We start from the raw sequence: 26,058 nt of genomic DNA on the forward strand, positions 1-26,058 counted from the left end.
CGCCTCAGGCCAGTGCCAGGCCGAATTCGGCGGCGATGGCGGCGCTGTGCTCGCCCACGCGCGGGGCACCGCGCGCCGAAGCCGGCCTTTGCCCATCGATTCGCATCGGGCTGGCGGTGGTGAGAATGCTGCGGCCCCGGCCGCCGATCGATTGCAGCATGTCGAGCGCGCGGAAGCTTTCGGCCTCCAACAATTGCTCCCAATCGAGCACGGCCGCGGTCCAGATGCCGGCCGGCTCCAGCACGGCCAGCCATTCCTGCGTGGTGCGCGTGGCCAGGCGCTGCGCGATGCGGTCAAGCAGCGCGTCGCGCCCGTCAAAGCCGTTACCGCTCTCGCTCAGGCCCGGCAGATCAAGCAATTCGCCGATCCGGGCCAGCGGCGTCATCGCCAGGGCAAGATGCCCATCTGCCGTGCGATAGACGCCATAGGGCGCAGCAAGATAGGCATTGGCGCCATGGGCGGCGGCGCGCGTCGGGGGGCGGCGGCCATCGTTGAGATAAGTGGTCAGCAGCTCGAACTGGAAATCGACCAGCACTTCGAGCAGGCTGGTTTCCACCCGCCCCCCCAGCCCGGTGCGCGCGCGGCGGACCAGCAAGGCCAGGATGCCCTTGGCCAGAACATGGCCAGCCAGCATGTCTGCCACCGAAAGCCCGATCGGCATCGGCCCATGGTCGGCACTGCCGGTCAGCCACATCACGCCCGAGCGCGCCTGGGCGAGCAGATCCTGGCCCGGCAGCTTGGCCCAGGGGCCGGCACTGCCAAAGCCCGAGACGCTGGCATAGACCAGGCCGGGATTGATCGCCTTGACGTCTTCATAGCCCAGCCCCAGCCGCTCGATCACGCCGGGGCGGAAGTTCTGGATGATCACGTCGGCCCGCGCGACCAGGCGGCGCAGTTCCGCAAGCTGGCCCGCGTCCTTGAGATCGACCGCCAGGCTTTCCTTGTTGCGGTTGATCGCGTGGAACAGCGTGGAATCGCCGGCGATGTCGGTATCGCTCAGATAAAGATCGCGGCACAGGTCACCGCTCTGCGGCCGCTCGATCTTGATCACGCGCGCACCCAGATCGGCCAGTTGCAGCGCGGCCGAAGGGCCGGCGAGGAACTGGGCCATGTCGAGCACCAGCAGATCGGACAGGGGGCCGGAACTGGCCGCAGACGACGCTGTGTCCGTTGCCGAATCCGTGCGGATAAGCCGCTGTTCCAATCCCGTCCTCCACATCACTCATTGTTTACAGGCTAACATACATTCTCTATATAAACAATCAATGCAAATTCCACGCGCCTCTTCCGCTATCACCCCGGCCAGCCCGGCGCGCGCCCGTGCTGGCGGGCAAAGCGGCAGGCGATGATGGCACTTCGCGCCGCCATGGGTTACGCAAGCCGCCCGATCGCCAGACCAGCCGCGGAAGGACAGAACATGGATGCGCGCCCCGAATCAGCCACCCAGGCAGACAGCCCTGCGCCGGACATGCCGGACGTGGGCGACGGCCCGCTCGACGGGCGGTCAGAGGGCATGCTGGCGGACAGCATCCTGTCGAGCGACGAGCGCCGCCGGAAGTATGCCGTGCCGGCGCTGGAAAAGGGCCTCGATATCGTCGAGTACCTGGCCGACCAGGCCGTGCCGATGACGCAATCGCAACTGGCGCGCGCGCTCAACCGCCAGCCGGGCGAGCTGTTCCGCATGCTCGCCTGCCTGGAAGGGCGCGGCTATGTGCGGCGCGACCCGACCAACGGCGGCTATGCGCTGACGCTCAAGCTGTTCCAGCTCGCGCGCATTCACTCGCCCTATGAAACGCTGATCGCGGCGGCGCGCCCGCTGATGCGCGCGCTGTCCGACGACGTGCGCGAAAGCTGCCACCTGACCGTGTTGCAAGGCAACCAGGTGCTCGTGCTCACCCAGGAAGAGAGCCCCAACCCGTTCCGCCTGTCGGTGGAAGTCGGCTCCACCCATTCGCCGCTGCGCACCAATTCGGGGCGCCTGCTGCTCGCGGGCCTGGCGCCCGCCGCGTTTGATGCCTGGCTGGGGCATTCGCGCGAATGGCAGGCGATGGCGCCGGCCGCACGGCAGGATCTGCTCGCCCGCATCGACGACGTGCGCGCGCGCGGCCATGCCCGCTCGCTGGGCGAACGCTTCCTGGGCGGGGCGGATATCGGCGTGCTGGTGGGCACGCCGGGCGCGCCGCTCAACGCCGCGCTGACCATCGCCACGCTGATTGACGCCAATGGCGACGCGCGGCTCGATCCGCTGCTCGAACCGCTGCAACGCACGGCCGCCGCCATCAGCCAGGCCGCCGGCCTGGGGCTGGACAGTGGGCCGCTGGGTAGCGCGGTGGACACCCCTGCCCCGGCCAAGCCGGCAAGAACCCGCAAGACCACAAAATAGGAGAGATCATGATTGCCAGGCCCATCGCCGCGCTCGCCCTGCTTGGGGCACCCCTGCTGATGGCGGCCAGTCCGCCTGCGGCTGGCGACGGGAATGGCAACTGGGCGGCCGGCTGGTTCAGCGCGCCGTTCGCGCCGATTGCCGGCCAGCCGGGCGGCACCCCGGCGATCTTTGCCAACCAGACGGTGCGCCAGATCCTGCGCGTGGACACCGCTGGCAATGCCATCCGCCTCAAGCTGACCAACGAGCTGGGCATCGCCCCGGTGCGGATCGCCGGGGTGCACGTGGCGCTGGTCGATGCAGACGGACGCCTGGTGCCGGGCAGCGACCGCGCGGTAACCTTTGCCGGCGGCGCGGAAGCCTGGATTCCAACCGGCGCGCCGCTGCTCAGCGATGCCGTGCCGCTGCCAATCGAGGCGCTGCAACACCTGGCGATCTCGGTCTATTACAAGGACAGCGCGATGCCCGCCGCGCATCATGGCGATCTGGCGGTGGCGCCCGGCGAGCAACTGGCGGCTGCGTCCATGGCCGGCGCTCGCCCGCTGCGCGGCCCGGCGGTGGTGTCGCAAGTGGAAGTGGCGCGGCCCCAGCGCGGCCCGGTGATCGTGGCGTTCGGGGATTCGATCACCGAAGGCGCCGCCTCCACCCCCGGCAAGGACATGAGCTGGCCCCAACAGTTCGCCAAGCGGCTTGCCGCCGATACGCGCTATCGCGGATGGAGCGTAGTCAATGCGGGGATGAGTGGCAACCGCCTGTTGCACGAAGGCTTTGGCCTGCCCGCCCTGGCGCGGCTGGACCGCGACGCCCTGGCGGTCAGCGGGGTCACGCATATCGTGCTGCTGGAAGGCATCAACGACATCGGGTGGTGGAACAAGCCCGACAGCGACGTGACCGCCGCGCAGGTGATCGAGGCCTATCGCCAGATCGTGACCCGCGCCCATGCGCGCGGGGTGAAAGTGATCGGCGCGACGATCCTGCCCTACAAGGGCGCGGTCTATTTCACGCCGGAGGGCGAGGCGATGCGCCAGGCGGTGAACGCCTTCATCCGCACCGGCGGGCTGTTCGACGGAGTGATCGATTTCGAGAAGGCGGCGGCCGATCCCGCCGACCCGGCGCGGATCAATCCCCGTCTGGAGCCGGGCGACCATCTCCACCCCAACGATGCCGGCTATGCCGCCCTGGCGGCCGCCGTTTCGCCCAGCCTGTTCGAAGCGCCCCGTCGCTGATGCCGCGAACCGCCCGCGTACTCAACCAGCGTCGCGGGCGGTCCAGCGATAGTGGCCGGAGCCGAGCGTGATGGCCTGGCCGGCCTCCTCGCGCGCGAAACCGAGCACGCCCGGCACGCGCGCCGGGGCCAGGCCCTGTTCGCGCCAGTCGCTGGCGGGCAGCCCCGGCAAGACCAGCCGCGCCTGGCGCCCCGGCGGCACGGAAACGGTCACGGCGAGGTGGCCTGCCTCGCGTCGCCAGGCGCAGGACAGCACGCCCTCGCGCAGGCGATAGCTGACCTCGGCCGCCGGGATATCGGCCGGCATCTGCGGCGCGAGGCGCAAGGCCGCGTCCCCGCCTCGCGCGTGATCGATGTCCAGCCCGCCCAGGCGCCGATAGAACCAGTCCTCGGCATGGCCGAGCATGAAATGGTTGAGCGACTTGGTGGGATTGGCGTCCCACGCCTCGGTCAGCGCGGTGGCCCCGCGCGCCAGTTGCAGGGCATAGCCGGGGCGATCGCGCACCCGCAGCATGGCCAGGATCACATCGTCACGCCCGGCCGCAGCCAGCGCCTCCAGCACATAGCGATAGCCGATGTCCCCGGCGGTAACGCCATTGCCTTCGCGCCGAATCGCCGCGATCAGCCGGTCGAGCGCCGCGGCACGCTGCGCCTGGGGCACCAGGCCGAGCGCCAGCGGCATGGCTTGCGCCGTCTGGCTGCCCCGTTCGTAGCGGCCGGTGGCGGGATCGAGAAAGCGCGCGTTGAAATGCTGCGTAACCTGCACCGCCAGCGCGGCGTAATCCGCAACCGCCCCGATCCGCGCGGCGATCTTGGCCATCGTCTGCAAGCAGGCAATATAAGTGGCCGTGCCGACCAGCGCGCGCGAGGTCAGTTGCGCCTCGCCCGGATCGTTGGGGCCGACATCGTACCAATCGCCCATGCCGAAATCGACGATCCCATCCCGCGCCCGCTGCGCGAGATAGGCGCAATAGCGTTGCGCCGCCGGCCAGGCCGCCACCAGCACGGTGGCGTCGCCGCAAAAGCGATAGGCCGCCCAGGGTGCCAGCACCGCCGCCGCGCCCCATTCGGGGGAATTGCGCCAGACCTGGTCCTGCCCCTGCTCGTCCTGGAAGGCGACATATTCCGGCGCGATGCCCGGCACCATGCCATCGGCCTGCTGCGCCTCGGCGATGTCGTGCACCAGCTTGTCATAAAGCGGCGCGGCATCGCGGTTGTAGAGCACCGTGGGCGCGTTGAGATAGGTCTGTTCCAGCCAGCCCAGCTTTTCGCGGTGCGGGCAATCGGTGAGGACCGAAACCATGTTGCTGGTCACGGCCTGATCGATCAGCCCATGGATGGCGTTGAGCAAGGGATCATCGGCCTGGAACCGGCCGACGCGCGCAAGATCGGCGTGGAGCACCACGCCTTCGACCGCATGGATCGCGGCGCGCAGCAGGCCGCGCAATTCCAGCCAGCGAAAGCCGTGATAGCTGAACAGCGGCTCGAACGCTTCGACCCCGCTCCCGGTGCTGACGTGGGTAAACGCCACGCGGTTGCCCGGCCCGGCGTTGAAGCTGCGCTGGCTGACCCGGCCCTGTTCGTCCAGCGTCTCGCCCGGCAGGATGGTCAGCGTGGCACCGGCCGGCGCCTCGATCATCAGGCGGGGCCGACCGGCGAAGTTGACGCCGAAATCGACCAGCAGCACATCGGGCGCCACGGCCGTGATCGCCACCGGCTCCAGAGTGCGCGCGGCGACCACCGGCGGCACCAGCCCGGCGCGGAGCATCCCGCCCGGCCCCGGCACGGCCACTACCGGCTGCCAGTCGCGATCGTCGTAGCCAGGTTCCATCCAAGCGGGCGGCACCAGGCGCGCGTCCCAGTCCTCGCCGCCATAGATCGAGGAAAAGCGGATCGGCCCTTCCCGCCAACGCCATTGCCCATCGCTGGCAATGTGCTCGATCCGGCCATCGGCATGCTCGATGGTCATTGCCAGAATCGCCTTGGGCCGGCCGAAGCTGTCGAGGAACTTGGTGTAGCGGCCCTCCTTGGCCTCTACATTGTACATGCCGTTGCCCAGCATCAGCGCCAGGACATTGTCGCCAGCGTGCAGCAGGGCCGTGACATCGTGCGTGTCATAAAGCGCGCGGCGGCGGTAGTTGGTCCACCCCGGCGTCAGCGCCGCATGCCCCACGGCCTGCCCGTTGATCGCCAGGCGATATTGGCCCAAGCCGCAGACCGACAGCACGGCCCGGCGCGGCGGCGACGCCAGGCGCAAGGGCCGACGCAGGATCGGCAGCGGCCGGGCGGGCACCATGGCTGGGCTCGCCTGCCCCTGGCGGTGCGGCGGTAGAACCGGGTCGGGCTCCGCCGCGATCCAGCGGTCGGGCCAGCGCGCCAGCTCGAGCACCCCGGTGAGGAACGCGGCGGGCGCGCTCCAGGCGCCCGGCCGCCCCGCCGCATCGAATACGCGGACCGCCCACCAATAGCGGCGGTGGCTGTCGAGCGCCAAGTCCGCTGTCGGCACCACCAGAGTCTGCCCGCCGGCGGCGGGCGATCCGGCCCAGCGGGCGCCCTGGCCAGCAGCCACGCGGGCGCGATCGGTGCCGCCGATCAGTTCGAACCCGCGCTGCACCAGGCCGCGCGCGCTTGGATCGCGCGCGGCAAGGCCCCAGGAAAAGCGCGGACGCAGCAAGTCGAGCCCCGCGGGCTCGGCCACCCCTTCCACGCGCAAGTCTTGCGCCAGCAGATCACCCGGTGGCAGAGAATGCGCCCTGCCGGCGCCGGCCACCAGCGGCGTCGCGCCGATCGCGGCCAGCGCGGTGCGACGGTCCAGCCTCATTAGACCGGAATGTCCACAAGTGGCTCAGCCACGATCCGGACCGGACCGGCCAGGCCCGCCGGCAGCAGCGGCGCATCGCGGGCCGGCAGCCAGTCCTTGGTGCCGCGCAGCTTGGGATAGACCCAGGCAACCCGCTCCGCTTCGGGCAAGACGCGATCGCCCACCAGGCGGTTGTGCCAGGTGTTGGTGACGGTGATGACGATCGTGTTGCGTCTCGGCCGCAAGAATGCGGTGATGTCCAGCCGGAAGGGTGCGATCCAGCGCCGGCCGGCCAAGCGCCCGTTGACCGTGACTTCGGCCATGGCATGCACTGCGCCCAGATCGAGCATCAGGCGGATATCGCGCACCAGCATGTGGCGCGGCAGGTCGATCTGCGTGGCATAGGTGCCCGATCCGGCATGGAAGCGCACGCGATCGGGGGCAAGGTCGCTCCACAGCGCGGGCTGCTTCAGCGTCAGCCGCTCGGGCGGGGCGCGCCAGCCGGCAAAGCTGAGCGTCCAGGGCTGGTCGAGTTCGATTGCCGGGGTCATGGCCGGCGCCACCGGTGCCAGGCGGCGCCCGTCGCTGCGCAGCAGCCGAGCTTCTCCAGCCCCGGCCATGACAAGCCGCTCACCGCGCCATTCCAGGCTTTGCCCGGCCGCGAGATGGGCCTGTGCGAGATGCGGTGCCACGCCGCCGTCGCTCAGAACGATGAACCGGCTTTCCCCCGGCGCCAGGCGCAGCGGCAGGACCGTGCGCCTGGCGACATTCCGCCAGGCGGGTGCCGGCAGGCGCTGCCCTTCCAGCGCATCCCACAGCGCCACGGCGCGCGCGGTCACGCGCAAGGATACTTCGGTATCGAGCGCGGCACCGCCGGTGTTGGCCAGGAAATAGACATCGACCCCCGCCTCGCGGCGATGAGTCCATTCGAGCCCCGCCGCATCGTTCGCCAGAAGATCGCCCGCGACCCCCAGGCTGGCCAGGACATGCGCAGGGCTTTGCCCCCAGACCACGCGCCCGGCGCCCAGCCAGGTTTCGCCCTGACGTCCGGCATCCGGCCAGAGCCGGCGGCACTGCGCAACGAACGCCGCGGGATCGGCTTCTCGCCCGACGGCACCAAGCGGCGGCGGTGCCAGCACCGTGGCGCCCGCCCGCACCAGGCGTTCGAGTGCGGCGAGGAAGCCGCTGGAATAGCGCGCTCCCGCGCGCAGCACGAGCAGGCGATAGCGCATGCCGCCGGGCAGTACGATCGCGCCCTGCTCCACCCGCGCCAGGCGCACCAGCGCATCGCGGTTGATCGAGTCATAGGCCACGCCGGCCGGCAATGGCGCGTCCAACTGGTGCGGCAAGAGCGCGCGGTTGGGAATGTCTTCCCCGGTGAACACCGCCACGTCGCTCACTGGCAGGCCGCGTTGCAACACCGCCTGGCAGCGGCGCAGGTAATCGAACCAGCCGCGCGCCTGGCTCCACCAGGTCTGGGTGCGGCTGAACATCGTGCCGATACCGTTGAGCGTCAGCCCCGGCGCGCGATCGAGAAACGGCTGCGCGGTATAGACGTGCAGCATGAAGCGGTTGATGCCCCGGCAATAGTGCCGATCGCCCAAGGGCTTGAGCATCGCGGGGTGCTCGTCCCAGAGAATGTCGTTCTCGGTGAAGCTTTCCGTGGCAATGATCCGCTTGCCATAGATGCGCCCGCCCGAAACCGCATCGGCCACATCGGTCGGCTTGTCGTTGCGCGGCGTGCGCAACCAGAATTCGCCCATCGGCACATCGGTCGCCTCTGCCCAGCGCAAGCCGTCCACGGCATAGGTCGGGCTGGCCGGCTCCCCGCTGAAGCGGCAGCCGCGTGCATGGGCCAGGCGCGCGATGGTTTCGAAGAACGCGCTTTGCGTGAGATCGGCCACGGTCTGCCGGAAATCGTGCAGTATCGCCTCGCTCTGCTCTGCGCTGCCGACCGGCACGCCGGCCAGCACCGGCAGCCAGACGCGCAGGGCATAGCCGCGCAAGGCCTGGAACCGGGCAGGAAAATTCGCCGTCCAGTTTTGCCCGCTGGCTTCCCAGCTATCGACATGCACCGTGTTCAACACTTTGCCCGCGCGCGCCGGGCCGATGCGATCGAGCGCGGCGCCGAACCAGCGATCGAACTGCATGGTCACTGCCGCCGCGTTGAAGCGATCGACTTCCAGCCCCTGCGCACCCCCGGCGGCGGAGTTCTCGCGGCCATTGCTAGTGTGGCCCAGGCGCAGGATGCGCCAGCGGCCGGGCGGTGGGGTCCAGTCGAGCGTGCCATCGGCCGCCAGCCTGTCGGTCAGGTCGAGCACCTTGGCCGGATCGACGCAGACCGCATCGGGCACGTCGCGCGCATCGGTGCGGCGGCTGATCGACCATTGCGCCGCCGTCTTGCCCACGATCTGGTGGATTTCCGGCCGGGACGAAAGCTCCAGGCTGAACAGGCGCAGGCGCACGTCCTGCCCGAAATCGTAATTCTCGAAATAGGGGCCGGGCGCCTGCGGCTCGTGCACGAAGCGGAACACGCGCGCGGTGGTTTCGGGCAAGGCGTGGGTCAGCGTGGTCAGGTCGGTCTGCCAGCCATGCTGGGGATATTCCAGCCGGCCAACGGGACGGAACGTGACGCCATCCTCGCTTGCTTCCACGCGCAGCGCATTGGCCGCGCGATAGACGCCGGGGGAATAGCCCCAGGGCGACGGCGTGCGCACGGTGACCGAGCGCAGCGTGAACGGCTGGTCGAAAGCCACGTCGATCTGGCCGGCCTGGGTGGTGTCGAACACGTCCTCGTCGTTGCCGGGATCGAGCAGGCGCGCGAGCGGTGGCCCGGCCAGCGGCAAGGTGGTGGAAACGCGCGGATGGCGCCGTGCGCTCGTCTCGTCCAGCGCTTCCGGCCAGGGAAATGCCAGCACCGCCACGTCGCGATACCAGTTGCGCCGCATCGGCGGGGTGGCCAGGCGGATCGCGCCCTGCCCGGCCGTGGCGCGCGTGTCGGACCAGGTCAGCACCTGCATCGACAGGTCGGGCGTGACCCAGGGGCCGCTCGCCGTAGCCCAGCCATCGCAGATGTTGAGCGACAGCGTAATCCCCAGCCGCTCCGCCTCGGCCACGGCGTGATCGATCAGGCCCCACCATTGCGGCGTGAGTGCATCGGCCGGCGGATCGACCAGCGGCGGCTTGGCCGAGGCGCCAATGGCAAAGACCATCGCCGTGGTGATGCCGTTGGCGTGCATGCCTTCAAGATCGGCCGTGATCCCGGCCGCGCTGACTGCGCCATCGAGCCAGTACCAGTAGACACCCGGTCCGGCCTCGGGCGGAGGGCGGTCGAATGCCTCGCCCCAGGCGCTCGCTTGCGGATCGACCGGCGCGGCGTGGCCGTTGCCAGGCGCGGTGCCCGTGCACAACAGTGCCGCCGATCCGCCCAGCAGGGCCGAGCGGCGATCCACCATCAGGCCCGGAAATACAGCATCGAAGTCACGCTTGGACGGCATGGCAGGCCTTTGTCTGGGCCGCGCATCGGGCCGGCCGGATGCCAGCCTGCCCGATGCGCGGAGGCATCACAACTTGAAGCGAACCCCGAAGATGATCTGGCGATCGTCGATCTGGGTTTCGTGCGGCCGGGTATCCATGTTGTTGTAATAGGACCGGCGGATCACGCGCGTCAGGTTGTTGCCTTCTAGGCTGATCGTGACGTTGGGCGTCACGTCATAGCTGAGCGAAGCGGCCAGCCAGCCATAGCCGCGGCGGAAGCTCGGCTGCCCCACCCCGTTGAACAGATAGGTGCTGTCGAAGTAGGTGCTGCGCCAGTTGTAGGCGACGCGGGCCGAAACGCCGTACTTCTCGTACATCCCCACCAGGTTGTAGGTGTGCTTCGACAAGCCCTGGAGCGGGGTGGTCTGGCCGACGATCGAAGAGGTCGTCTTGCTGTCCACGTAGGTATAGTTCGCCTGGATCCCCAGGCCCGACAGCGCGCCGGGCAGGAAATCGAAGAACTGCTGATACCCCACTTCGGCGCCCTTGATCTCCCCGCCCTGGTTGTTGTCCGGGCGGCTGATCGTGTAGGTGATGCCGTCGTAGACCTCGACCGAGGGATTGACCGAGATGAAGTTGCGCACCTTCTTGTAGAACAGCGCACCATAGATCGAGCTGCCGCGCGCGAAGTAGTATTCCAGCGACGCGTCGAGCTGGTCGGCCTTGAGCGGCTTGAGGTAGGGATTGCCGGCCGACCCGTTCTGCTGCACCGAATTGAGCGTCAGCGACGGCGAAAGATCGCTGAAGTTCGGGCGGGTGACGACCTTGGACGCGGCCAGACGCAGCTTGAGCTTGTCGGTCAGGTTGAAGCGGATGTTGGCCGAAGGCAGGAAGTCGTCATAGCTGGAATTGACCTGGATCGGCCCGACGCCGCCGCCCGAAAGCGTGCGGTTGCCGTTGAGCGCGGTCTGGGTGTGGACATAGCGCAACCCGACATTGCCATCGACCAGCCCGCTGGGCGAGCCGAAGCGCGCCATGGCATAGAGCGCGGTGGTCTTTTCGCTGACGCGATAGAACGCCAGCGGCCCGTTCACCGGATCGGTGGCGTCAAAGCCCAGCGCGGTCTGCACTTCGCTCAGATGATCGCGCAGCAGCGGCACGGGAATGACCAGGTAGTTAGACAGCAGCGGCGTACCGCGCGAAGACTTGCTGAAGAAATCGCTGGCCGGGTTGGCAGCCAGGATCGAGGGCGCAGCGGTGCCGGGCGCGCCGCTGAACAGGAAGAAGCTGGTCTGGTTGGATTGCGCCGTGCGGTTGCCGTAGCGGAAGCCGACGTCGATCGACTTGAGGAAGCCGCTGTCCACCGCATAGGACGCATCCAGCGTGCCGGCGAACTGGTCCGCCTTGTTCTGCGTGCCCTGGTAGAGCAGGAACTGGAAGTTGGTGTTCGACTGGCTCAGCAGGTCATAGCCATTGGCGCTCGAACCCGGCACGAACGCGGTGTTGTCCACCGAGAAGCGCGGGATCGTGGCGCCGGTGAAGCCGCTGTTGAACACCACGCTGCCGGTGGCCTTGGTATAGCTGATGTCGGTGGACACGGTCAGCTTGTCGTTGGTCCACTTGCCGCCCCCGGCAAACTGGGTCATCCGGTCGCGCGTGTCATAGGCATAAGACAGTACGGTGAGCGGGGCGTTGAGATAGGTCGCCTTGGTCACGTCGCCATTGGCGGCCACCGTCGCGCCCGGCTCTGCGGTCAAGCCACCCAGGCCAACTGAAGCGCCGTAGTTGTCGTTGAGGTTGTTGAAGCGCGCGTACTGGCCTTCGAAATAGATTTCGAGGTTGGGCGTGGGCTTCCACTGCAAGGTGCCGCTGATGCCCAGGCGGCGGCGATCGCCATAGGGCGTCACGTCATAGGCGCCGTTGGGAGCGACCACCGTCTGGCCGGGCACGATCGTGGTGCTGCTGGCCGGGGTGCCGGTGGAAATCAGGTCTGAGCGGAACTTGCGCTCCTGGTACGACACGCTGACCAGCGCGCCGATCTCACCCGCGCCGGTGTCCCAGCGATCGGCGATCAGGCCCGAGACGGCCGGGGTCAGTTCCTTGGCCAGGTCGGAATAGATGCCGCGGATGTTGCCGGCCACGGTCAGGCCCTTGAAATCGAGCGGCCGGCGCGTGCGCAAGTCGATCAGGCCACCCAGGCCACCTTCGATCTGGTTGGCCGAGGGCGACTTGTAGACATCCAGCCCGGCGAGCAGTTCGGCCGGAATATCCTGGAGGTTGAGGCCACGGGCGCCTTGCGCGGTGAAGATCTCGCGGCCGTTGAGCGTGGTGTTCACTTGGGCCAGGCCGCGCACGTAGACGGTCGACCCTTCGCCATAGTCGCGCTCGATCTGCACGCCCGTCACGCGCTGCAGCGCATCGGTGGTGTTCTGGTCGGGCAGCTTGCCGATATCCTCGGCCACGATCGAATCCACGATCTGGCTGGCATTTGCCTTGCGATCCTGCGCGCTGCGCAAGCTGGCGCGGACCCCACTGACGACGATAGCGTCGGCAACGGTTTCATCCTTGGCGTCAGTCGTCGCCTTGGCCGCTGCCGGCGCGGTCTGCGCCAGGGCGGAGCCCGCCGGCATGACCAGGGCACCGAGCGCGGCGGTGCAGAGATAGGCTCCCACGTTCTTCATTGCTAAACCTCCCCATTATCCCAAACTTGTGTCAGCTTGTGGTGTGCAAGTGCCCCGTCACGTCTTGTTCGGGGGCGAAAACTCGATGCGCAGCGCATAGGGCATGTCGGCCTTGGCGCCGGTGGCCGGCAGCGTGACATGCAGGCCATCCTTCTCCTGGCGCCAGGCGAGCGGCGCAGTGCTGCCGAGAAGATGCACGGCCTTGACCGGCGGCGCATAGGGATTGCCGGCATAGAGCACGCCGATGCGCACCGCGCCGTCGGCCGGATGGGCCAGACCCAGCGCGTAGAGCCGCCCGTCACGCGTGGTGAAGCGGATGTCGGCCGGGGTATAGGTGGGATCGCCCCCTTCCTTGAGCGAGCCGACCGCGTTGCGCGTGGGTCCTTCCCCGAACATCACCCACGGCCGCGTGCCGTAGATCGCCTCGCCATTGACCGACAGCCAGCCGCCGATTTCGTCGAGCACCCTGGCCGCTTCGGCCGGGATCGTGCCATCGGCCTTGGGCCCGACGTTGAGCAGCAGGTTGCCGTTCTTCGAAACGACATCGGCCAGCGTCGCCACCAGGCTGGCAGCGGTGCGATACTTGTCGTTCTCGACATAGCCCCAACTGTTGATGCTGACCGAGGTATCGGTCTGCCAGGGCAGCAGGCGCAGCGCATCGAGCCGGCCGCGCTCGATATCGAACAGCGCCGAACCAGCGGGAAACGCCTCTTCCTTATAGGCCAGCACCGGGCCAACCCCGCGCCGTGCCGCGCTGTCATAGTAATAGGCGGCAAGACGCTGCAAGTAAGGCGCGAAGGCGGGCTGGTTGATCCACCAGTCGAGATAGACGAATTCAGGATTGTACTTCTCGATCACTTCGCCCGTGCGCGCGAGCCAATCGTCAAGAAAGGCCTTGGACGGCGGGTTCCACTGTTCGAGATGGTTGGGATCGGGCTCCGCGCTGGCATCGCTGCCCGGCAGGGTGCGCGGCGCGGCCGGACCATAGAGATCGGCATAGGCCGGGTTCCACACGTCGCTGCCGGCAGGCGCCTGGCCATACCACCACCAGTGTTCGGCGCGGTGTGAAGACAGGCCAAAGTGCAGATTGGCGGCGCGGGCGGCCTTGGCAATCTCGCCCACCACGTCGCGCTGCGGCCCCATCGCCACGGCATTCCAGCGGTTGATCGCCGAGCCATACATCGAGAAGCCGTCGCAATGCTCGGCCACCGGCACGACGTAGCGCGCGCCGGCATGCTTGAACAAGGCCATCCACGCCGCCGGATCGAAGCGCTGGCCGCGGAACTGGGGAATGAAGTCCTTGTAACCGGCGACGGATTGATCGCCATAGGTCGCGCGCTGGTGCACGAAATCGGCGTGGCCCGGCACATACATGTTGCGCGAGTACCATTCGCTGCCCGAGGCCGGCACCGCATAGACGCCCCAATGGACGAATATCCCGAACTTGGCGTCGCGGTACCATTCCGGCACGCGATAGTTGGCCAGAGAGGACCAGTCCGCCTTGAACCGCCCCCCGGCGACCTCACGATCCATCCGGGCGATCTGCGCGGCGGCGGCCTTGGGATCGGACGAGATGCCGGGCTGCGCACCGGCGGGTGCGGCCAGGGCTGTCCCTCCGGCAAGAGCGCAGGCCAGCATGATGCAAGACAGGCTTTTCATGGCCGCAGCCATATCCTCAATCCTTTCGTCGCCCCTCTGCGAGGGCTGTAGACTATGTGGCAGATTGTTCGTATATGAACAAGATGTTTTTTAACAAACACACTTTGGTGCGTTGCCAATCGTTACGGAACGCTCGCGGCAAAGGCCCGGTTGAGCGTGGAAACCAGCGATTCCGCAGGCATTTGGCGCGCAATGGCGGCCAGGATCAGGCCCGAGGCCTCGTCCTGGAACGGCATGTAGCCGGCGTGGCGCGGGCGAATCCACGCGTGGTCCAGCGTGGCACGAGTCGCGCGGTAGAAGTCGCCGGTGGCGGCATTGGTCGGTATGTCGGCCCAGGCCTGGGCGTGGGCCGGTTGCCCGCCATTTGCCGCAACGATACCGGTCTGCACTGGGCCACTGGCGAGCCAGCGGGCAAAGGCCATGGCGCCCTCCGGATCGCGGCCGAGGCGCGAGACGGCAATGCCGGTGCCGCCCAGCACCGAACCGCGCGGCGCGCTGCCCTGCCATGGAGCCAGGTCGGCGAACGCCAGCCGCACTGGCCGAAACCCGTCCTGCGCATAACTGACATAGCCATAGATCAAAGGCGCGGCGACCAGCGGCGAATCCGCGCGGGCCATCGCTTCGAGCACGGCGATCGGATCGCTTTCGGCCGCGCCTGGGGCAGCGCGTTCGGCCAAGGCGTAAAGCCGCTCCACCGCGACGGCCGCCGCATCGGGAAACAGCACGCGCGGCGCCGGGCACAGCTCCAGGCCCATCAGGCCGCACAGGGTCATCAGGCTCATCAGGCTGTGCGGCGCGCGCAGCGGCAGGCCGATGCCGCCAGCCTCCGCGTGGCGCAGCACGCTGCCCCAATCGCGCAGCGGCGTGGGCAGGCGACCAGGCACCCAGGCCTGGACCTGTGCCGCCGCGTCGATCGGCAGCGCCCATTGCCGGCCATCCCAGGCATAGCTTTCATACGATCCGCCAACGCTGCCGGCCGCAGCATCGGCATCGCCGCCCGCGAACGGCAGCAGCGCGCCCGACTGCGCGGCAATGCCGACGTGGGGATGATCGATCACCACCAGGTCATAGGCGCGGGCAAGGTCTTCCACCGGATGGGTTTCGAACGCCTGGAGCGAGCGCCGCTCCCACTCGATCGCCGTTCCGGTGAGCCGCGCCCACTCGCGCGAAGCGGCCACCAGCGGCTCGTAACCGCGCGGGTGATCCCACGTCATGCCCTTCAAGGTCGTCTCGCTCATCCCATCCTCCTTCTTGCCTGCGCGGCGAACAACACCGGTTGACTCCGGGATCATCACAGCTTAGCAATAATATAAATCATATAAAAATACTATTGCAGATTTTTCGGAGAGGTATCTGCGATGATCATCGAACAGTTTTTCGAAGACTATGTTCTTGGATCGGAACGGCGAAGTTTTGGCCGAACTATCACCGAGACCGATTTCGTCGTGCATGCCGGCCACACCGGAGACTTTTTTCCGCATCACATGGATGCGGATTGGTGCGCCACGCAGGAGATTGGCCAGCGCATCGCCCACGGCACGCTGGTGTTCAGCATCGGCATCGGCCTCACCGCAACGGTGATCAACCCGCGCGCCATGTCCTATGGCTATGATCGCCTGCGCTTCATCCGCCCGGTGCACATCGGCGACACGATCACCACGATCACCCGCATTGCCGACAAGCGCGACCATCCCAAGCGGACCGCCCAGGGCGTGGTGACCGAGACGGTGGACATCCGCAACCAGCGCGAGGAAACCGTGCTCGCCTGCGAGCATCTCTACCTGGTCGATCGCCGTTCGGCGGCGGCCTGACGCAATGCGCCCGATCCGCCCCCTTCCCCTGCTGGCCGCCACCCTGGTCGTGGCCGTGGGCAGCCTCTCGCTCGTTGCGCTGGCGCGCCACGGCAGCGATGGGGCTGCCGCCGCCGCCGGCGCCCCGCTGCCACCCGGCGCGCCGCGCTATGCGCTATCGACCGTGGGCCTGAGCTTTCCCTTTGCCGCCGCGATCGCCAAGGGCTTTCGCCAGGCCGCGCGCGAAGCCGGTGCCGAAGGCCTGGTGGTGGACGGCAAGGCCAATATCCAGAAGCAGGCCAACGACATCGATGACCTGATCGCGCAGCACCCGCGCGGCGTGGCGATCATGCCGCTGGATTCGATCGTGGCACAAGGCTGGGTCAAGCGCGCCCAGGCCGCCGGCGTGCCGGTGGTGGCGGTGGCCGCGCTGGTGGGCGACCCGCGCACGCGCGCGGTGCAGGATGTCTATCCCGGCCTGGCCGCGCTGGTTTCGCAAGACGAAGTCGCCGCCGGCCGCGCCGCCGGCACACTCGCCGCGCAACTGCTGCCCGCCGACCGTCCCGCGCGAATCGCAATTGTCGAAGGGGCCGCCGGATTTCCCGAAGTGGAACAGCGCACGCGTGGTTTTCTCGCCGGCCTTGCCGCCAGCGGCCGGCGCGACACCATCGTGGCCGCACAGCCCGGCAACTGGACACCGGACGGGGGCGAGGCCGCCTGCCAGAACATGCTGGCAGCCGACCCGCGCATCGACCTGTTCTTCAACCAGGCGGACGACATGGTGATCGGCTGCGCCCGCGCCGTGCGCGCGGCCGGATCGCATGCCCGGCTGATCGGCGTGGGCGGTTCGCGCCTGGCCATGGCCTCGCTCAAGGCCGGGGCGATCGACGGCACCGTCTGCTTCCAGCCCGAAGCGCTCGGCGCGCTGGCTTTCCGCGCGCTGGCCCATCCGCCCGCACCGGGCACGCCGCGCTTCCTCACCTACCCGATCCCGGCAGTGACGCGCGCCAGCGCGCAACGGTGCACTGGCCAATGGTGACCGCCCCGCCCCTGCTCGCGCTGCGGCACATCGCCAAGCGCTATCCCAACGGCACGCAGGCGCTGGTAGACGCCTCGCTGGAAATCCGCGCCGGTGAAGTGCATGGCCTGCTCGGCGCCAACGGCGCGGGCAAGTCCACCCTGATCGGCATTCTCTCGGGCGCGACCACGGCCACCGAAGGCGCGATCCTGTGGCGCGGCGCCCCGGTGCGCTGGCGGCGGCCGGCAGACGCACGGCGCGGCGGGGTTTCCACGCTGTACCAGCACATCCCGCTGGTGCCGACGCTGTCGGCGCTGGACAACCTCCTGCTCGGCGCGCCGGGCTGGCAGCGCCGCGATGGCCAACAGCGCGCACGCGCCGAAGCGGTCGTGGCGCAACTGGGCAATCCCTTCCCGCTCGATGCCCTGGTGGCCGACCTGCCGATCGGCGCGCGGCAGATGGTCAGCCTGGCACAGGCGCTGCTCGATGGCGCACAAGTGCTGGTGATGGACGAGCCGACCGCCTCGCTCGCCGCGCAGGACCGCCAGGCGGTCTATGACGTGGTGCGCCGCCTGGCCCACCAGGAAGGCAAGGCGATCGTGTTCGTCTCTCACTTTCTCGACGAGATCCTGGCACTGACCGACCGCGTGACGATCCTGCGCGACGGGCGTGACGTGCTTCACCGCCGCACCGAAGACCTCGACGAAGCCGCTCTGGCCGCCGCGATCAGCGGACGCGCGGTGGCGCGGCTGACCCGCCGGGCGCGCCGCATCGGCGAAACCGTCCGCCTGGCGGTGCGCGATCTGGCATCCCCGGCTGGCCTGGCGCCAATCTCGTTCGATCTGCGCGCCGGCGAAATCCTGGGCCTGGCGGGCATGCTCGGCGCCGGGCGCAGCGAGCTGCTGCACGCCCTGTTCGGCGCCGATCCCTGCGCGCGCGGCGCGGTGCTGGTCGATGGCACGCCGGTGCTGGGGCCGGGCGTGGTGACCAATACCGGCAGCGCCGTCGCCGCCGGGCTGGCGCTGGTGCCCGAAGATCGCAAGCGCCAGGGCTTTGTGGCCGGATTCAGCGTGGCCGAAAACATCGCCCTGCCCCGCCGGGGCTGGCTGATCGATCACGCCACCGAACGGCAAGAGGCCGAGGCCGCGATTGCCGCCCTGGCGATCAAGACCGAAGACGCGCAGCGCCCGGTCGGCACCCTTTCGGGCGGCAATGCGCAGAAAGTGGTGCTGGCCAAGTGGCTCACCGACCAGACCCGCGTCCTGCTGCTGGACGAACCGACCGCCGGCATCGACATCGGCGCGCGGGTCGACATTCTCGAACAGGTGCGGCGCCTGGCCGACGAAGGGCTGGCGATCGTGCTGGTCTCTTCGGATTTCGCCGAACTGCTGGCGCTGAGCGACCGCATCCTGGTGCTGCGCGAAGGTGCCGTGGTGGCCGACGTGGACCCGGCCACCAGCAGCGAGATCGACCTTACCCTTTTGGCCAGCGGCAGCGCACCGGCTTGCGATGGAGTTCCTGCATGATCGCCTCAATCCCCTGGCGGCAAAGCCTGGGCCTGCGCCAGGCCGGCGTATTCTATGCGCTGCTGGCGCTGCTCGGCATTCTGGCGGCGCTCGCTGCCAGCCGCGGCCTGCCGCCCTATCTGGCGCCGGCGAACCTGGGTAACATCGCCTATCAAGCCTCGCTCGTCGGGATCATGGCCGTGGCGATGACGATCATGCTGATCACCGGCGCGTTTGATCTCAGCGTGGCATCGGTTGCGGCCCTGGCGGCGGCAGTGCTGGTCGGGCTGGCCGGGCAGATCGGCTTCGTTCCCGCGCTGCTCTGCGCGCTGTGCACGGCGGCGATGATCGGCATTCTCAATGGCGTGATCGTCGAATTCGTCGGGATCAACGCTTTCATCGTCACGCTCGGCACGCTTACGGCGGTGCGCGGGCTGGTCCTGGTGGTCACCGACGGGCGCTCGCTGATGGTCGAAGACCCGCAGGTGCTGGCGCAAATGCTGGCGTTCGAAAGCGCGCGGGCGCCGCTGTTCTGGCCGCTCTTCGCACTCGGTGCCGTGGCGCTGGCGATCGCGACGCTACGCCGGGCGCCTGCTCCGGCGCTGGGCGGCCTGGGGCTGCTGGCGCTGGCCGGCCTGGTCGGCCCGCGCTTCACCGTGGCGGCCCCCGTCGTCTATCTGCTGCTGTTCACGACCGCCGCCTGGTTCGTGATGGAGCGGACCGTGCTCGGCCGGCGTATCCAGGCGGTAGGCGGCAATGCCGAGGCGGCGCGCCTTTCGGGCATCAACGTGCGCGCCTATCGGCTCGGCGTGTTCATCCTCTCCAGCCTAGCGGCGGGCTTTGCCGGGGCGCTGTTCGGCTCGCGCCTGGGCGCGATCAACCCCACGGCCATGCAGGGCGCGGAACTGACCGTGATCGCCGCGGCGATCCTGGGCGGCACGTCGCTCTATGGCGGAGCAGGCAGCGTGATCAAGACCGTTGCCGGGGCGCTGATCCTGTTTACGCTGACCAACGGGTTCAACATCCTGAACCTGGGAGCCAACTACCAGGGCATCATCGAAGGCGCGGTGATCATCGTTGCCGCCGCGATCTACACCCTGGGCAACCGCAAGCGCGGGGAAACACGATGACCGAAACCGTCCTGCGCATCGCGGTGCGCGAATTCGCACCATTCGAAAGCGCCATTGCCGCCCAGTTCGCCGATTTCGTGCGGCACACCGGCGTTTCTGCCCGGATCGAGCTGGACGTGCTCGATCTCAACGCGCTGCACCACAAGGCGATTGCGCAAGGCGGCCTAGCGCGCGGCGACTATGACATCGCGTTCCTGTGCACCGACTGGCTGGCGCAGGCCCAGGCCATGGGGCAACTGGCCGATCTGGCGCCTCTGCTCGCGCAGCGGCCGGCCAGCGACTATCCCCACGGCTGGAGCCCTTCGCTGACCACCATGCAGGCCTTCGCCGGCGGCGTCTGGGGCCTGCCCTATCACGATGGCCCGGAATGCCTGGTCTATCGCAAGGATCTGCTGGCCGCCGCCGGCCTGGCCGTGCCCGGCACCTGGGAGGAATACCACGCCGCCGCCCGCCGCCTGCACGATCCGGCCAGCGGCGTCAGCGGCACGGTGCTGGCGCTGTTTCCCGATGGCCACAACGGGTTCTATGATTTCTGCATCCACATCTGGTCGCGCGGCGGAGAGCCTTTCACGCCCGCCGGCCGGCCCGATTTCGCCTCGCCGCAGGCCCATGCGGCGCTCGATTTCCTGCGCACGCTGGCGCGCGACACACAGGCCATCGCGCCGGGCGCGCGCGAGACCGACAGCGTGCAATCGGGCATGCTGTTCGCCGCCGGACATGTGGCCATGATGGCCAACTGGTTCGGCTTTGCCGCCTATGCCGATACCGCGCCCGACAGCGCCGTGCGCGGATTGGTGGACGTGGCGCCGTTGCCCGCTGGCGAGGGCGGTGGCACGGTATCGCTCAACGTGTTCTGGGTGCTGGGCATCGGCAGTGGCAGCACGCACCGCGATCTCGCCTGGGACTTCCTGCGCCATTGCACCCGGCCCGAGATGGACCGCCTGACCACCACCCATGGTGCCATCGGCACGCGCCGCTCGACTTGGGCGGATCCGGCTGTCAATGCCGCCATCCCCTATTACCACCGCCTCGACTGGCTGCACCAGTCCGCGCGCGCGCTGCCGCACACCACGCGCCTGGCCGATTTTTCGCACATCATCGACGATGTGCTGGGCCAGGCGGTGACCGGCGAGCAGACCACGGCGGACCTGCTGGCGCAAGCCCAGCGCCAGGCGGAGGCACTGGCATGACCGCCCCGCTGCGCCAGGCCTGGGACCACCCCGCCCAGCCCCGTCCGATCGTGCTGATCGGCACCGGCGGCATTGCCCACGACGCGCATCTGCCCGCCTATCGCAAGGCCGACCTGCCGGTCTACGGCGTCTACGATCCCGATCAGGACCGCGCCCGCGCCCTGGCCGATGCGTTCGGCATTGGCACCGTCTTCCCCACGCTGGCCGATGCGGCAAAAGCCGATGCGGTGTTCGACGTGGCCGCGCCGCCGGTGGCGCATCTTGCCATCCTGGAAGCATTGCCACGCGGCGCCAGCGTGCTGCTGCAAAAGCCGATGGGCCTTGATCTCGATGCCGCGCGCGCCATCCGCAACGCGGTGCATGCGCGCGGACAGACCGCAGCGGTCAATTTCCAGTTGCGCTATTCGCCGATGATGCTGGCGCTGGCCGATTGCCTGGCGCGCGGCGATCTCGGCACGCTGCTGGAGATCGAGGTGCATCTCAACCTGGCCACGCCTTGGCACCTCTTTCCGCACCTGATCCCCAATCCGCGCGTGGAGATCGTGTCCCACTCGATCCATTATCTCGACACGATCCGCGCCTTGGCCGGCAACCCGAGCGGCGTCTTTGCACGCAGCTTCGGCTATCCCGGCAGCCCGCTGGCCGATACCCGCACCACGATCCTGCTCGATTACCCGGCGCCCTTGCGCGTCACGCTGTCGATCAACCACCACCACGATTTCGCGCGCCAGTTCCAGGATGCCAGCTTTCGCTTAGAAGGCACCGAAGGCGCCGCGCTGGTCAAGCTTGGCCTGTTGCTCGACTATCCGGTGGGTGAGCCGGACGAGCTGTGGATCGTGCGGCGCGGCAGCGAGTGGCAGCAGGTGCCGCTGCAAGGGCGCTGGTTTCCCGACGCGTTCCTCGGCCCGATGTGCAATCTCCAGCGCTTCGCCAGCGGCGAGGACACCCATCTCGCCACGCACGTGGACGATGCCTGGCAGACCATGGCGCTGGTCGAGGCCTGCTATGCCGCCGCGCGCGCGTCCGCCTTTCCCATCCCGCAAGACTGATCGGCGGCTTCCGCCTGCAAGGGGACTTTCCATGATGCGCTTTTCCAGCCGCGCCCTGGCGCTTTGCCTCTGCCTTTCGGCCAGCGCCACGGCCCTGCCGGCCCTGGCCGCTTCGGCACCGACACCGATGCAGGCGACGGCCGCGCCGGGCATTGCCTTTGGCACCGCCTGGTATCCCGAACAATGGCCCGAAGCGCGCTGGGACACCGACCTGGCGCTGATGCAGCAGGCCCATATCAACACCGTGCGCATCGCCGAATTCGCCTGGAGCCGGATGGAGCCGGAGGAAGGCCGGTTCGATTTCGCCTGGCTCGATCGCGCGATCGCCGCTGCCGCACGGCACGGCATGCGCGTGGTGCTGGGCACGCCCACCGCCGCCCCCCCGATCTGGATGAGCGAGCGCTATCCCGAAATCCTGCGCGTGGACGAAGACGGCAGCCGCGCCGGCCATGGCGGGCGCCGCCACTTCTCGTTCGCCAGCGCCCGCTACCGCCAGTTTGCCCGGCGCATCGCCACGGAAATGGCCCGCCGCTATGGCCACAACCCCGCCGTGATCGGCTGGCAGATCGACAACGAGATCGGCCTACCCTCGTTCGATGCCGAAGCCGCGCGGCTGTGGCATGCGTTCCTCGCGCAGCGCTATGGCACGATCGACACGCTCAACCAGCGCTGGGCCACCGCCTATTGGAGCCAGACCTACCAGCGTTTCGACCAGGTGCCGATGCACCTGGGTGGGCAGCAGAATCCCGGCCTGCTGCTCGATTACCGCCATTTCCTCACCAGCACCTGGACCAGCTATGCGATGAACCAGGCCGACGCGATCCGCGCGTTGGCCAATCCGCACCAGTTCATCACCACCAACACGATGTTCTGGAACGACGGGTTCGATCATTTCGCGCTGCACCAGGGGCTCGATATCGCCGCCTGGGACAATTATATCCAGGATGCCGAGCCGGACTGGATCGCCAATGGTGCCGATCACGATCTCGTGCGCGGCTACAAGCAGAAGAATTTCTGGCTGATGGAAACCCAGGCCGGGCGGATCGACTGGGCGCCGGTCAACCGCGCGATGCGCCCGGGCCAAGTGCGCGAAATGGGCTGGCAGGCCGTGCAGCACGGCGCCGATGCCATTCTCTATTGGGAATTCCGCCCCGCGCCCAATGGCCAGGAAACCAACTATGGCACGCTGCTGGCCGCAGACGGTACGCCCGCGCCGATCTTTGCCGAAATTGCCGGACTGGGCGGCGAACTGGCCAAGGCCTCGGCCGCGCTGGCCGGCACGGAGCCGGTGGCAGACATGGCCTTCCTGTTTTCCTACGACAGTCGCTGGGCGATCGACCTGCAACGGATGCACAAGGATTTCGACCCGGTGCGCCAGTTCACCGACTTCTACCGCCCGTTCCGCCTCGCCGCGCAAGGCGCCGCCGTGGTCGCGCCCGAAGCGGACCTGGCGCGCTACAAGCTGGTGGTTGCCCCCAGTCTCAACGTCTTGACCGCTGCCCAGGCGCAGCACCTGGCCGCCTATGTGCAGAACGGCGGCACGCTCGTACTCGGCCCGCGCACCGGGCAGAAGGACGATGCCAACGCGCTGTGGGCCGCGCGCCAGCCTGGGCCGCTGCGCACGCTGCTGGGCGCGCATGTCGAGCAATTCTATGTGCAGGACGGCACCGTGGCGATCACCGGCCCGCTGGGCGAGGGCAAGGCCGCCATCTGGGCCGAGGCGCTGGTGCCCGATGCACCGGAAACCGAGATCCTGGCGCGCTATCGCCAGCCCGGCGGCTGGCTCGATGGCAAGGCGGCGGTCGTCTCCCGCCAGGTCGGGCGCGGGCGGATCGTCTATGTCGGCGCCTGGCTGGAGCCGGAGGCGCTGTCACGCCTCGCTGCGCGCCTGGTGCCCCAGGCCGGGGTTACCCCGGTGTTGCCGGGCACAGCGGCGGACGTGGAAATCGGGCTGCGACGCGGCCAGGGCCGCACCCTGCTGATCGCGATCAACCATGGCGATGAAGCGCGCGCCCTGGCCCTGCCGACCGGCGCCCGGCCGCTGATCGGCACGGCACCGGGCGGACAGATCGGCGGGCATGGCGTGCTGGTGGCGGAGTTGCCTTGAGGGCTGCGCCGCCACCCCGTTCGATCAGCTCCAGGGGCGCGACCGGCAGACCGAAATCCCCCGCACATCATTGGGATAGGGGCCGCTGACTGCCGTGTAGAAGTGGTAGAGGTCCCCCTTCCAGAAAATCACCGAGGGCTTGTGGGCATATCCATCGTCGACCGAGCCGGGCTTGCCGACATCGATCAGCACTTCGTCCACCTTGTGGAACGTGAACGGATCGCGGCCCAGCGCGAGCAGGTCGCGCGCCTTGTAGTCGGTGCCCGACAGGCCGAAGTAGAACATCGCCCAGCGCCCCTGATGCGTCATCACCACCGGATCGCTGGCAAAGCGGGAGTCCGGCGCGGGCGGTGCGCCGTTGCGCAGGATCGGGTTGCCCGGATGGCGGCGCCAGGTCTTGAGATCGGTGGACACCGCCACGCCGGTCTGCTCGTGCCAGTCCTTCTCGGCGGTCTTGGCGTTGTAATAGAGCAGGAACTGGTTGCCGTGCTTAACGAGGTAGGGCTTGTAGAGCCCGCCCCGCTCCCACGCCGCGCCATCTTGCGCGCGCAGGATCGGCGGCCCGCGCCGCCAGGTGCGCAGATCGCGGCTGAACGCCAGGCCGATCACCGCCGGTCCTTCCTCGTATCCCGGACTGGGATAAGCGTGCCAGGCGCAGACATATTCGCCGTTCACCCGGATCAGTTCGCCGGGCGCATGCATCTCGGTTTCCCGCAGGATCGAGGCCGAGGCGACGTTGAAGCGGGTGACCGGATCGCTGGGATCGCGCGCCAGGATCACGCCCTGCCGCTGCCAGTTCACCAGATCGTCGGACACGGCGATGCCCGTCTGGTAGCCGGTGCCGTCAAAGCCCACGTACGTCAGGTAGAAGCGGCCCTCGTGGCGGAACACGAACGGGCAATCGACGGCCTTTTCGTCAAAACTGCCCGCCACCTTCGAGCCGCCGAGGATCAGCCGACCGAGCTTGTAGGGCGTGCGGAACGGCGCGACCGGATCGCTCGCGCCATGCCCATTGGCCAGGGCGTTGCCGGGCAACAGCAAAGTGCCGGCCGCAGCCGACGAACCCGCCAGCATGGCCCGGCGGGAAAGACTATCCTTCATGGTTCCTGATCTCCCCTTCGCGCTGTTCGACAGCGTCGATTCTCTGTTGGCCGTGGCGGATCACGCCACACACCGCCTCTGCGGCGGCAACGCCGTCGCGCGCGGCAATCGCTTCGACGATGGCCGCATGGCCGCGCAGGCTGGCCTGGTGCTCTGCCGCATCGTCTACCGGCGAACTCAGGGTGAACGCGGCGAACAGCGCCGTTTCGATCACCGCTTCGGTCCCGGCCATCAGGCGATTGCCCGAAGCCTGGCCGATCAGCTTATGCAGGGCGAGGTCCGCCCTTGCGAAATCCAGCCGAGACAGGCCCGGCTCACCCATCGCGGCGATCAGCCCGCACATCTGCGCGATCTGCGCGGGCGTGGCATGGCGCGCTGCCAGGGCGGCGGCGGCCGGCTCCATCGCCAGGCGGAAATCGGCCAGTTCCTCGCGCAGGCGGCTTTCAACGCCTTCGCCCACGTGCCAGGCCAGCACGTCGGCATCGAACAGGTTCCACTGCTGACGCGGACAGACCCGCATGCCCACGCGCGTGCGCGCCACGACCAGGCCCTTGGCCGCCAGCGTCTTGAACGCTTCGCGCAGCACCGTGCGAGACACCGCGAAGCGCTCCAGCAGCAATTCTTCGCTCGGCAGCGTGCCTCCTTGCGCAAACGCGCCGGCGACGATCGCGCTGCCGATGCCATGGACCACGCGATCATGGCTGTTGCGCAAGCCCGGCTGCCGCGCGCCACCGGCCATGGCGGATCGGCCATGAGCGGACAGAAGCGGGCCGGATGGGGCCGAGGCAGACAGGAAACCGGGAATCGCCATGGCGATAGTTTTACGCGGAACGCGCAAACCTGAATAGTCATTTTATATTATTATATGATTTTATGCCAAACCACACCCAACAGACGAAATTGCCAATCCTCCTGCTAATGCGATTGCCTCTCATTACTGTTT

The 26,058-nt window shown here is 68.3% G+C and carries 17 protein-coding genes; 9 read left to right on the forward strand and 8 right to left on the reverse strand.

Features of this window, described 5'->3' with window-relative positions; translation table 11 throughout:
- Window positions 1-4: 4 nt before the first annotated feature.
- Window positions 5-1,204 (reverse strand): CaiB/BaiF CoA-transferase family protein, encoded by a 1,200-nt coding sequence (locus C8K14_RS10630; RefSeq protein WP_233251026.1) that lies wholly within the window; start codon window positions 1,202-1,204, stop codon window positions 5-7.
- A 213-nt stretch (window positions 1,205-1,417) separates the two neighbouring features.
- On the opposite strand from C8K14_RS10630, the gene C8K14_RS10635 reads away from it, so the two are divergent.
- The gene (locus C8K14_RS10635; protein WP_158271893.1) at window positions 1,418-2,383 is read left to right on the forward strand and encodes an IclR family transcriptional regulator; all 966 of its coding nucleotides are present in this window, start codon (window positions 1,418-1,420) and stop codon (window positions 2,381-2,383) included.
- Between the two features lie 8 nt (window positions 2,384-2,391).
- Complete coding sequence (locus C8K14_RS10640; protein WP_107716638.1) at window positions 2,392-3,609, forward strand: SGNH/GDSL hydrolase family protein; 1,218 nt, start codon at window positions 2,392-2,394, stop codon at window positions 3,607-3,609.
- 21 nt (window positions 3,610-3,630) lie between these two features.
- On the opposite strand, the gene C8K14_RS10645 is transcribed toward C8K14_RS10640, so the two are convergent.
- The 5 genes from C8K14_RS10645 to C8K14_RS10665 all read right to left on the reverse strand — a co-directional run bounded on the left by C8K14_RS10645 (window position 3,631) and on the right by C8K14_RS10665 (window position 15,463).
- On the reverse strand, window positions 3,631-6,429 hold the full coding sequence (locus C8K14_RS10645) for a family 78 glycoside hydrolase catalytic domain (protein ID WP_107716639.1): 2,799 nt from the start codon (window positions 6,427-6,429) through the stop codon (window positions 3,631-3,633).
- Entirely contained in the window at window positions 6,429-9,905 is a 3,477-nt protein-coding gene (locus C8K14_RS10650) for a glycosyl hydrolase (RefSeq protein ID WP_107716640.1), read from the reverse strand. The genes C8K14_RS10645 and C8K14_RS10650 overlap by 1 nt, the downstream gene beginning before the upstream one ends.
- A 66-nt stretch (window positions 9,906-9,971) precedes the next feature.
- Window positions 9,972-12,566, reverse strand: coding sequence for a TonB-dependent receptor (locus C8K14_RS10655; protein WP_054130438.1), 2,595 nt, complete (start codon window positions 12,564-12,566; stop codon window positions 9,972-9,974).
- A 57-nt stretch (window positions 12,567-12,623) separates the two neighbouring features.
- Window positions 12,624-14,237 carry an alpha-L-fucosidase gene (locus C8K14_RS10660; protein WP_233251027.1) on the reverse strand — a complete coding sequence of 538 codons (1,614 nt, stop codon included), beginning with the start codon at window positions 14,235-14,237 and terminating at the stop codon, window positions 12,624-12,626.
- A gap of 110 nt (window positions 14,238-14,347) precedes the next feature.
- Window positions 14,348-15,463 (reverse strand): ABC transporter substrate-binding protein, encoded by a 1,116-nt coding sequence (locus C8K14_RS10665; RefSeq protein ID WP_107716702.1) that lies wholly within the window; start codon window positions 15,461-15,463, stop codon window positions 14,348-14,350.
- 120 nt (window positions 15,464-15,583) lie between these two features.
- Here C8K14_RS10665 and C8K14_RS10670 point away from each other — a divergent pair, with 120 nt between their 5' ends.
- Genes C8K14_RS10670 through C8K14_RS10700 form a run of 7 tightly spaced genes read left to right on the forward strand, consistent with a single transcriptional unit; the run spans window position 15,584 to window position 24,014 of the window.
- A complete protein-coding gene (locus tag C8K14_RS10670; protein ID WP_022674682.1) occupies window positions 15,584-16,036 on the forward strand; it encodes a MaoC/PaaZ C-terminal domain-containing protein in 453 nt (150 codons plus the stop codon).
- A 4-nt stretch (window positions 16,037-16,040) separates the two neighbouring features.
- Entirely contained in the window at window positions 16,041-17,054 is a 1,014-nt protein-coding gene (locus C8K14_RS10675; RefSeq protein ID WP_107716641.1) for a sugar ABC transporter substrate-binding protein, read from the forward strand.
- A complete protein-coding gene (locus C8K14_RS10680; protein WP_107716642.1) occupies window positions 17,048-18,559 on the forward strand; it encodes a sugar ABC transporter ATP-binding protein in 1,512 nt (503 codons plus the stop codon). The genes C8K14_RS10675 and C8K14_RS10680 overlap by 7 nt, the downstream gene beginning before the upstream one ends.
- Window positions 18,556-19,668 carry an ABC transporter permease gene (locus C8K14_RS10685; RefSeq protein ID WP_107716643.1) on the forward strand — a complete coding sequence of 371 codons (1,113 nt, stop codon included), beginning with the start codon at window positions 18,556-18,558 and terminating at the stop codon, window positions 19,666-19,668. The genes C8K14_RS10680 and C8K14_RS10685 overlap by 4 nt, the downstream gene beginning before the upstream one ends.
- Window positions 19,665-20,858, forward strand: coding sequence for an extracellular solute-binding protein (locus C8K14_RS10690; RefSeq protein ID WP_107716644.1), 1,194 nt, complete (start codon window positions 19,665-19,667; stop codon window positions 20,856-20,858). The genes C8K14_RS10685 and C8K14_RS10690 overlap by 4 nt, the downstream gene beginning before the upstream one ends.
- Window positions 20,855-21,907 (forward strand): Gfo/Idh/MocA family protein, encoded by a 1,053-nt coding sequence (locus tag C8K14_RS10695; protein ID WP_107716645.1) that lies wholly within the window; start codon window positions 20,855-20,857, stop codon window positions 21,905-21,907. The genes C8K14_RS10690 and C8K14_RS10695 overlap by 4 nt, the downstream gene beginning before the upstream one ends.
- A gap of 31 nt (window positions 21,908-21,938) precedes the next feature.
- On the forward strand, window positions 21,939-24,014 hold the full coding sequence (locus C8K14_RS10700) for a beta-galactosidase (RefSeq protein WP_233251028.1): 2,076 nt from the start codon (window positions 21,939-21,941) through the stop codon (window positions 24,012-24,014).
- Between the two features lie 24 nt (window positions 24,015-24,038).
- On the opposite strand, the gene C8K14_RS10705 is transcribed toward C8K14_RS10700, so the two are convergent.
- Window positions 24,039-25,115 (reverse strand): hypothetical protein, encoded by a 1,077-nt coding sequence (locus tag C8K14_RS10705; protein ID WP_107716646.1) that lies wholly within the window; start codon window positions 25,113-25,115, stop codon window positions 24,039-24,041.
- Window positions 25,105-25,926 carry a FadR/GntR family transcriptional regulator gene (locus C8K14_RS10710; RefSeq protein WP_233251029.1) on the reverse strand — a complete coding sequence of 274 codons (822 nt, stop codon included), beginning with the start codon at window positions 25,924-25,926 and terminating at the stop codon, window positions 25,105-25,107. Before C8K14_RS10710 ends, C8K14_RS10705 begins: the two co-directional genes overlap by 11 nt.
- Window positions 25,927-26,058 lie beyond the last annotated feature (132 nt).

The sequence above is a fragment of the Novosphingobium sp. GV079 genome, assembly GCF_003058045.1.
Lineage (GTDB): Bacteria > Pseudomonadota > Alphaproteobacteria > Sphingomonadales > Sphingomonadaceae > Novosphingobium > Novosphingobium capsulatum.

Excerpts from the sequence above, each read along its gene's own strand:
- C8K14_RS10690 (WP_107716644.1), top strand. The coding sequence starts at position 19,665 with ATGACCGAAACCGTCCTGCGCATCGCGGTGCGCGAATTCGCACCATTC.
- C8K14_RS10635 (WP_158271893.1), top strand. The coding sequence starts at position 1,418 with ATGGATGCGCGCCCCGAATCAGCCACCCAGGCAGACAGCCCTGCGCCG.
- C8K14_RS10650 (WP_107716640.1), bottom strand. The coding sequence starts at position 9,905 with ATGCCGTCCAAGCGTGACTTCGATGCTGTATTTCCGGGCCTGATGGTG.
- C8K14_RS10645 (WP_107716639.1), bottom strand. The coding sequence starts at position 6,429 with ATGAGGCTGGACCGTCGCACCGCGCTGGCCGCGATCGGCGCGACGCCG.
- C8K14_RS10660 (WP_233251027.1), bottom strand. The coding sequence starts at position 14,237 with ATGGCTGCGGCCATGAAAAGCCTGTCTTGCATCATGCTGGCCTGCGCT.
- C8K14_RS10680 (WP_107716642.1), top strand. The coding sequence starts at position 17,048 with ATGGTGACCGCCCCGCCCCTGCTCGCGCTGCGGCACATCGCCAAGCGC.
- C8K14_RS10665 (WP_107716702.1), bottom strand. The coding sequence starts at position 15,463 with ATGAGCGAGACGACCTTGAAGGGCATGACGTGGGATCACCCGCGCGGT.
- C8K14_RS10640 (WP_107716638.1), top strand. The coding sequence starts at position 2,392 with ATGATTGCCAGGCCCATCGCCGCGCTCGCCCTGCTTGGGGCACCCCTG.
- C8K14_RS10710 (WP_233251029.1), bottom strand. The coding sequence starts at position 25,926 with ATGGCGATTCCCGGTTTCCTGTCTGCCTCGGCCCCATCCGGCCCGCTT.
- C8K14_RS10700 (WP_233251028.1), top strand. The coding sequence starts at position 21,939 with ATGATGCGCTTTTCCAGCCGCGCCCTGGCGCTTTGCCTCTGCCTTTCG.
- C8K14_RS10705 (WP_107716646.1), bottom strand. The coding sequence starts at position 25,115 with ATGAAGGATAGTCTTTCCCGCCGGGCCATGCTGGCGGGTTCGTCGGCT.
- C8K14_RS10685 (WP_107716643.1), top strand. The coding sequence starts at position 18,556 with ATGATCGCCTCAATCCCCTGGCGGCAAAGCCTGGGCCTGCGCCAGGCC.
- C8K14_RS10655 (WP_054130438.1), bottom strand. The coding sequence starts at position 12,566 with ATGAAGAACGTGGGAGCCTATCTCTGCACCGCCGCGCTCGGTGCCCTG.
- C8K14_RS10695 (WP_107716645.1), top strand. The coding sequence starts at position 20,855 with ATGACCGCCCCGCTGCGCCAGGCCTGGGACCACCCCGCCCAGCCCCGT.
- C8K14_RS10670 (WP_022674682.1), top strand. The coding sequence starts at position 15,584 with ATGATCATCGAACAGTTTTTCGAAGACTATGTTCTTGGATCGGAACGG.
- C8K14_RS10675 (WP_107716641.1), top strand. The coding sequence starts at position 16,041 with ATGCGCCCGATCCGCCCCCTTCCCCTGCTGGCCGCCACCCTGGTCGTG.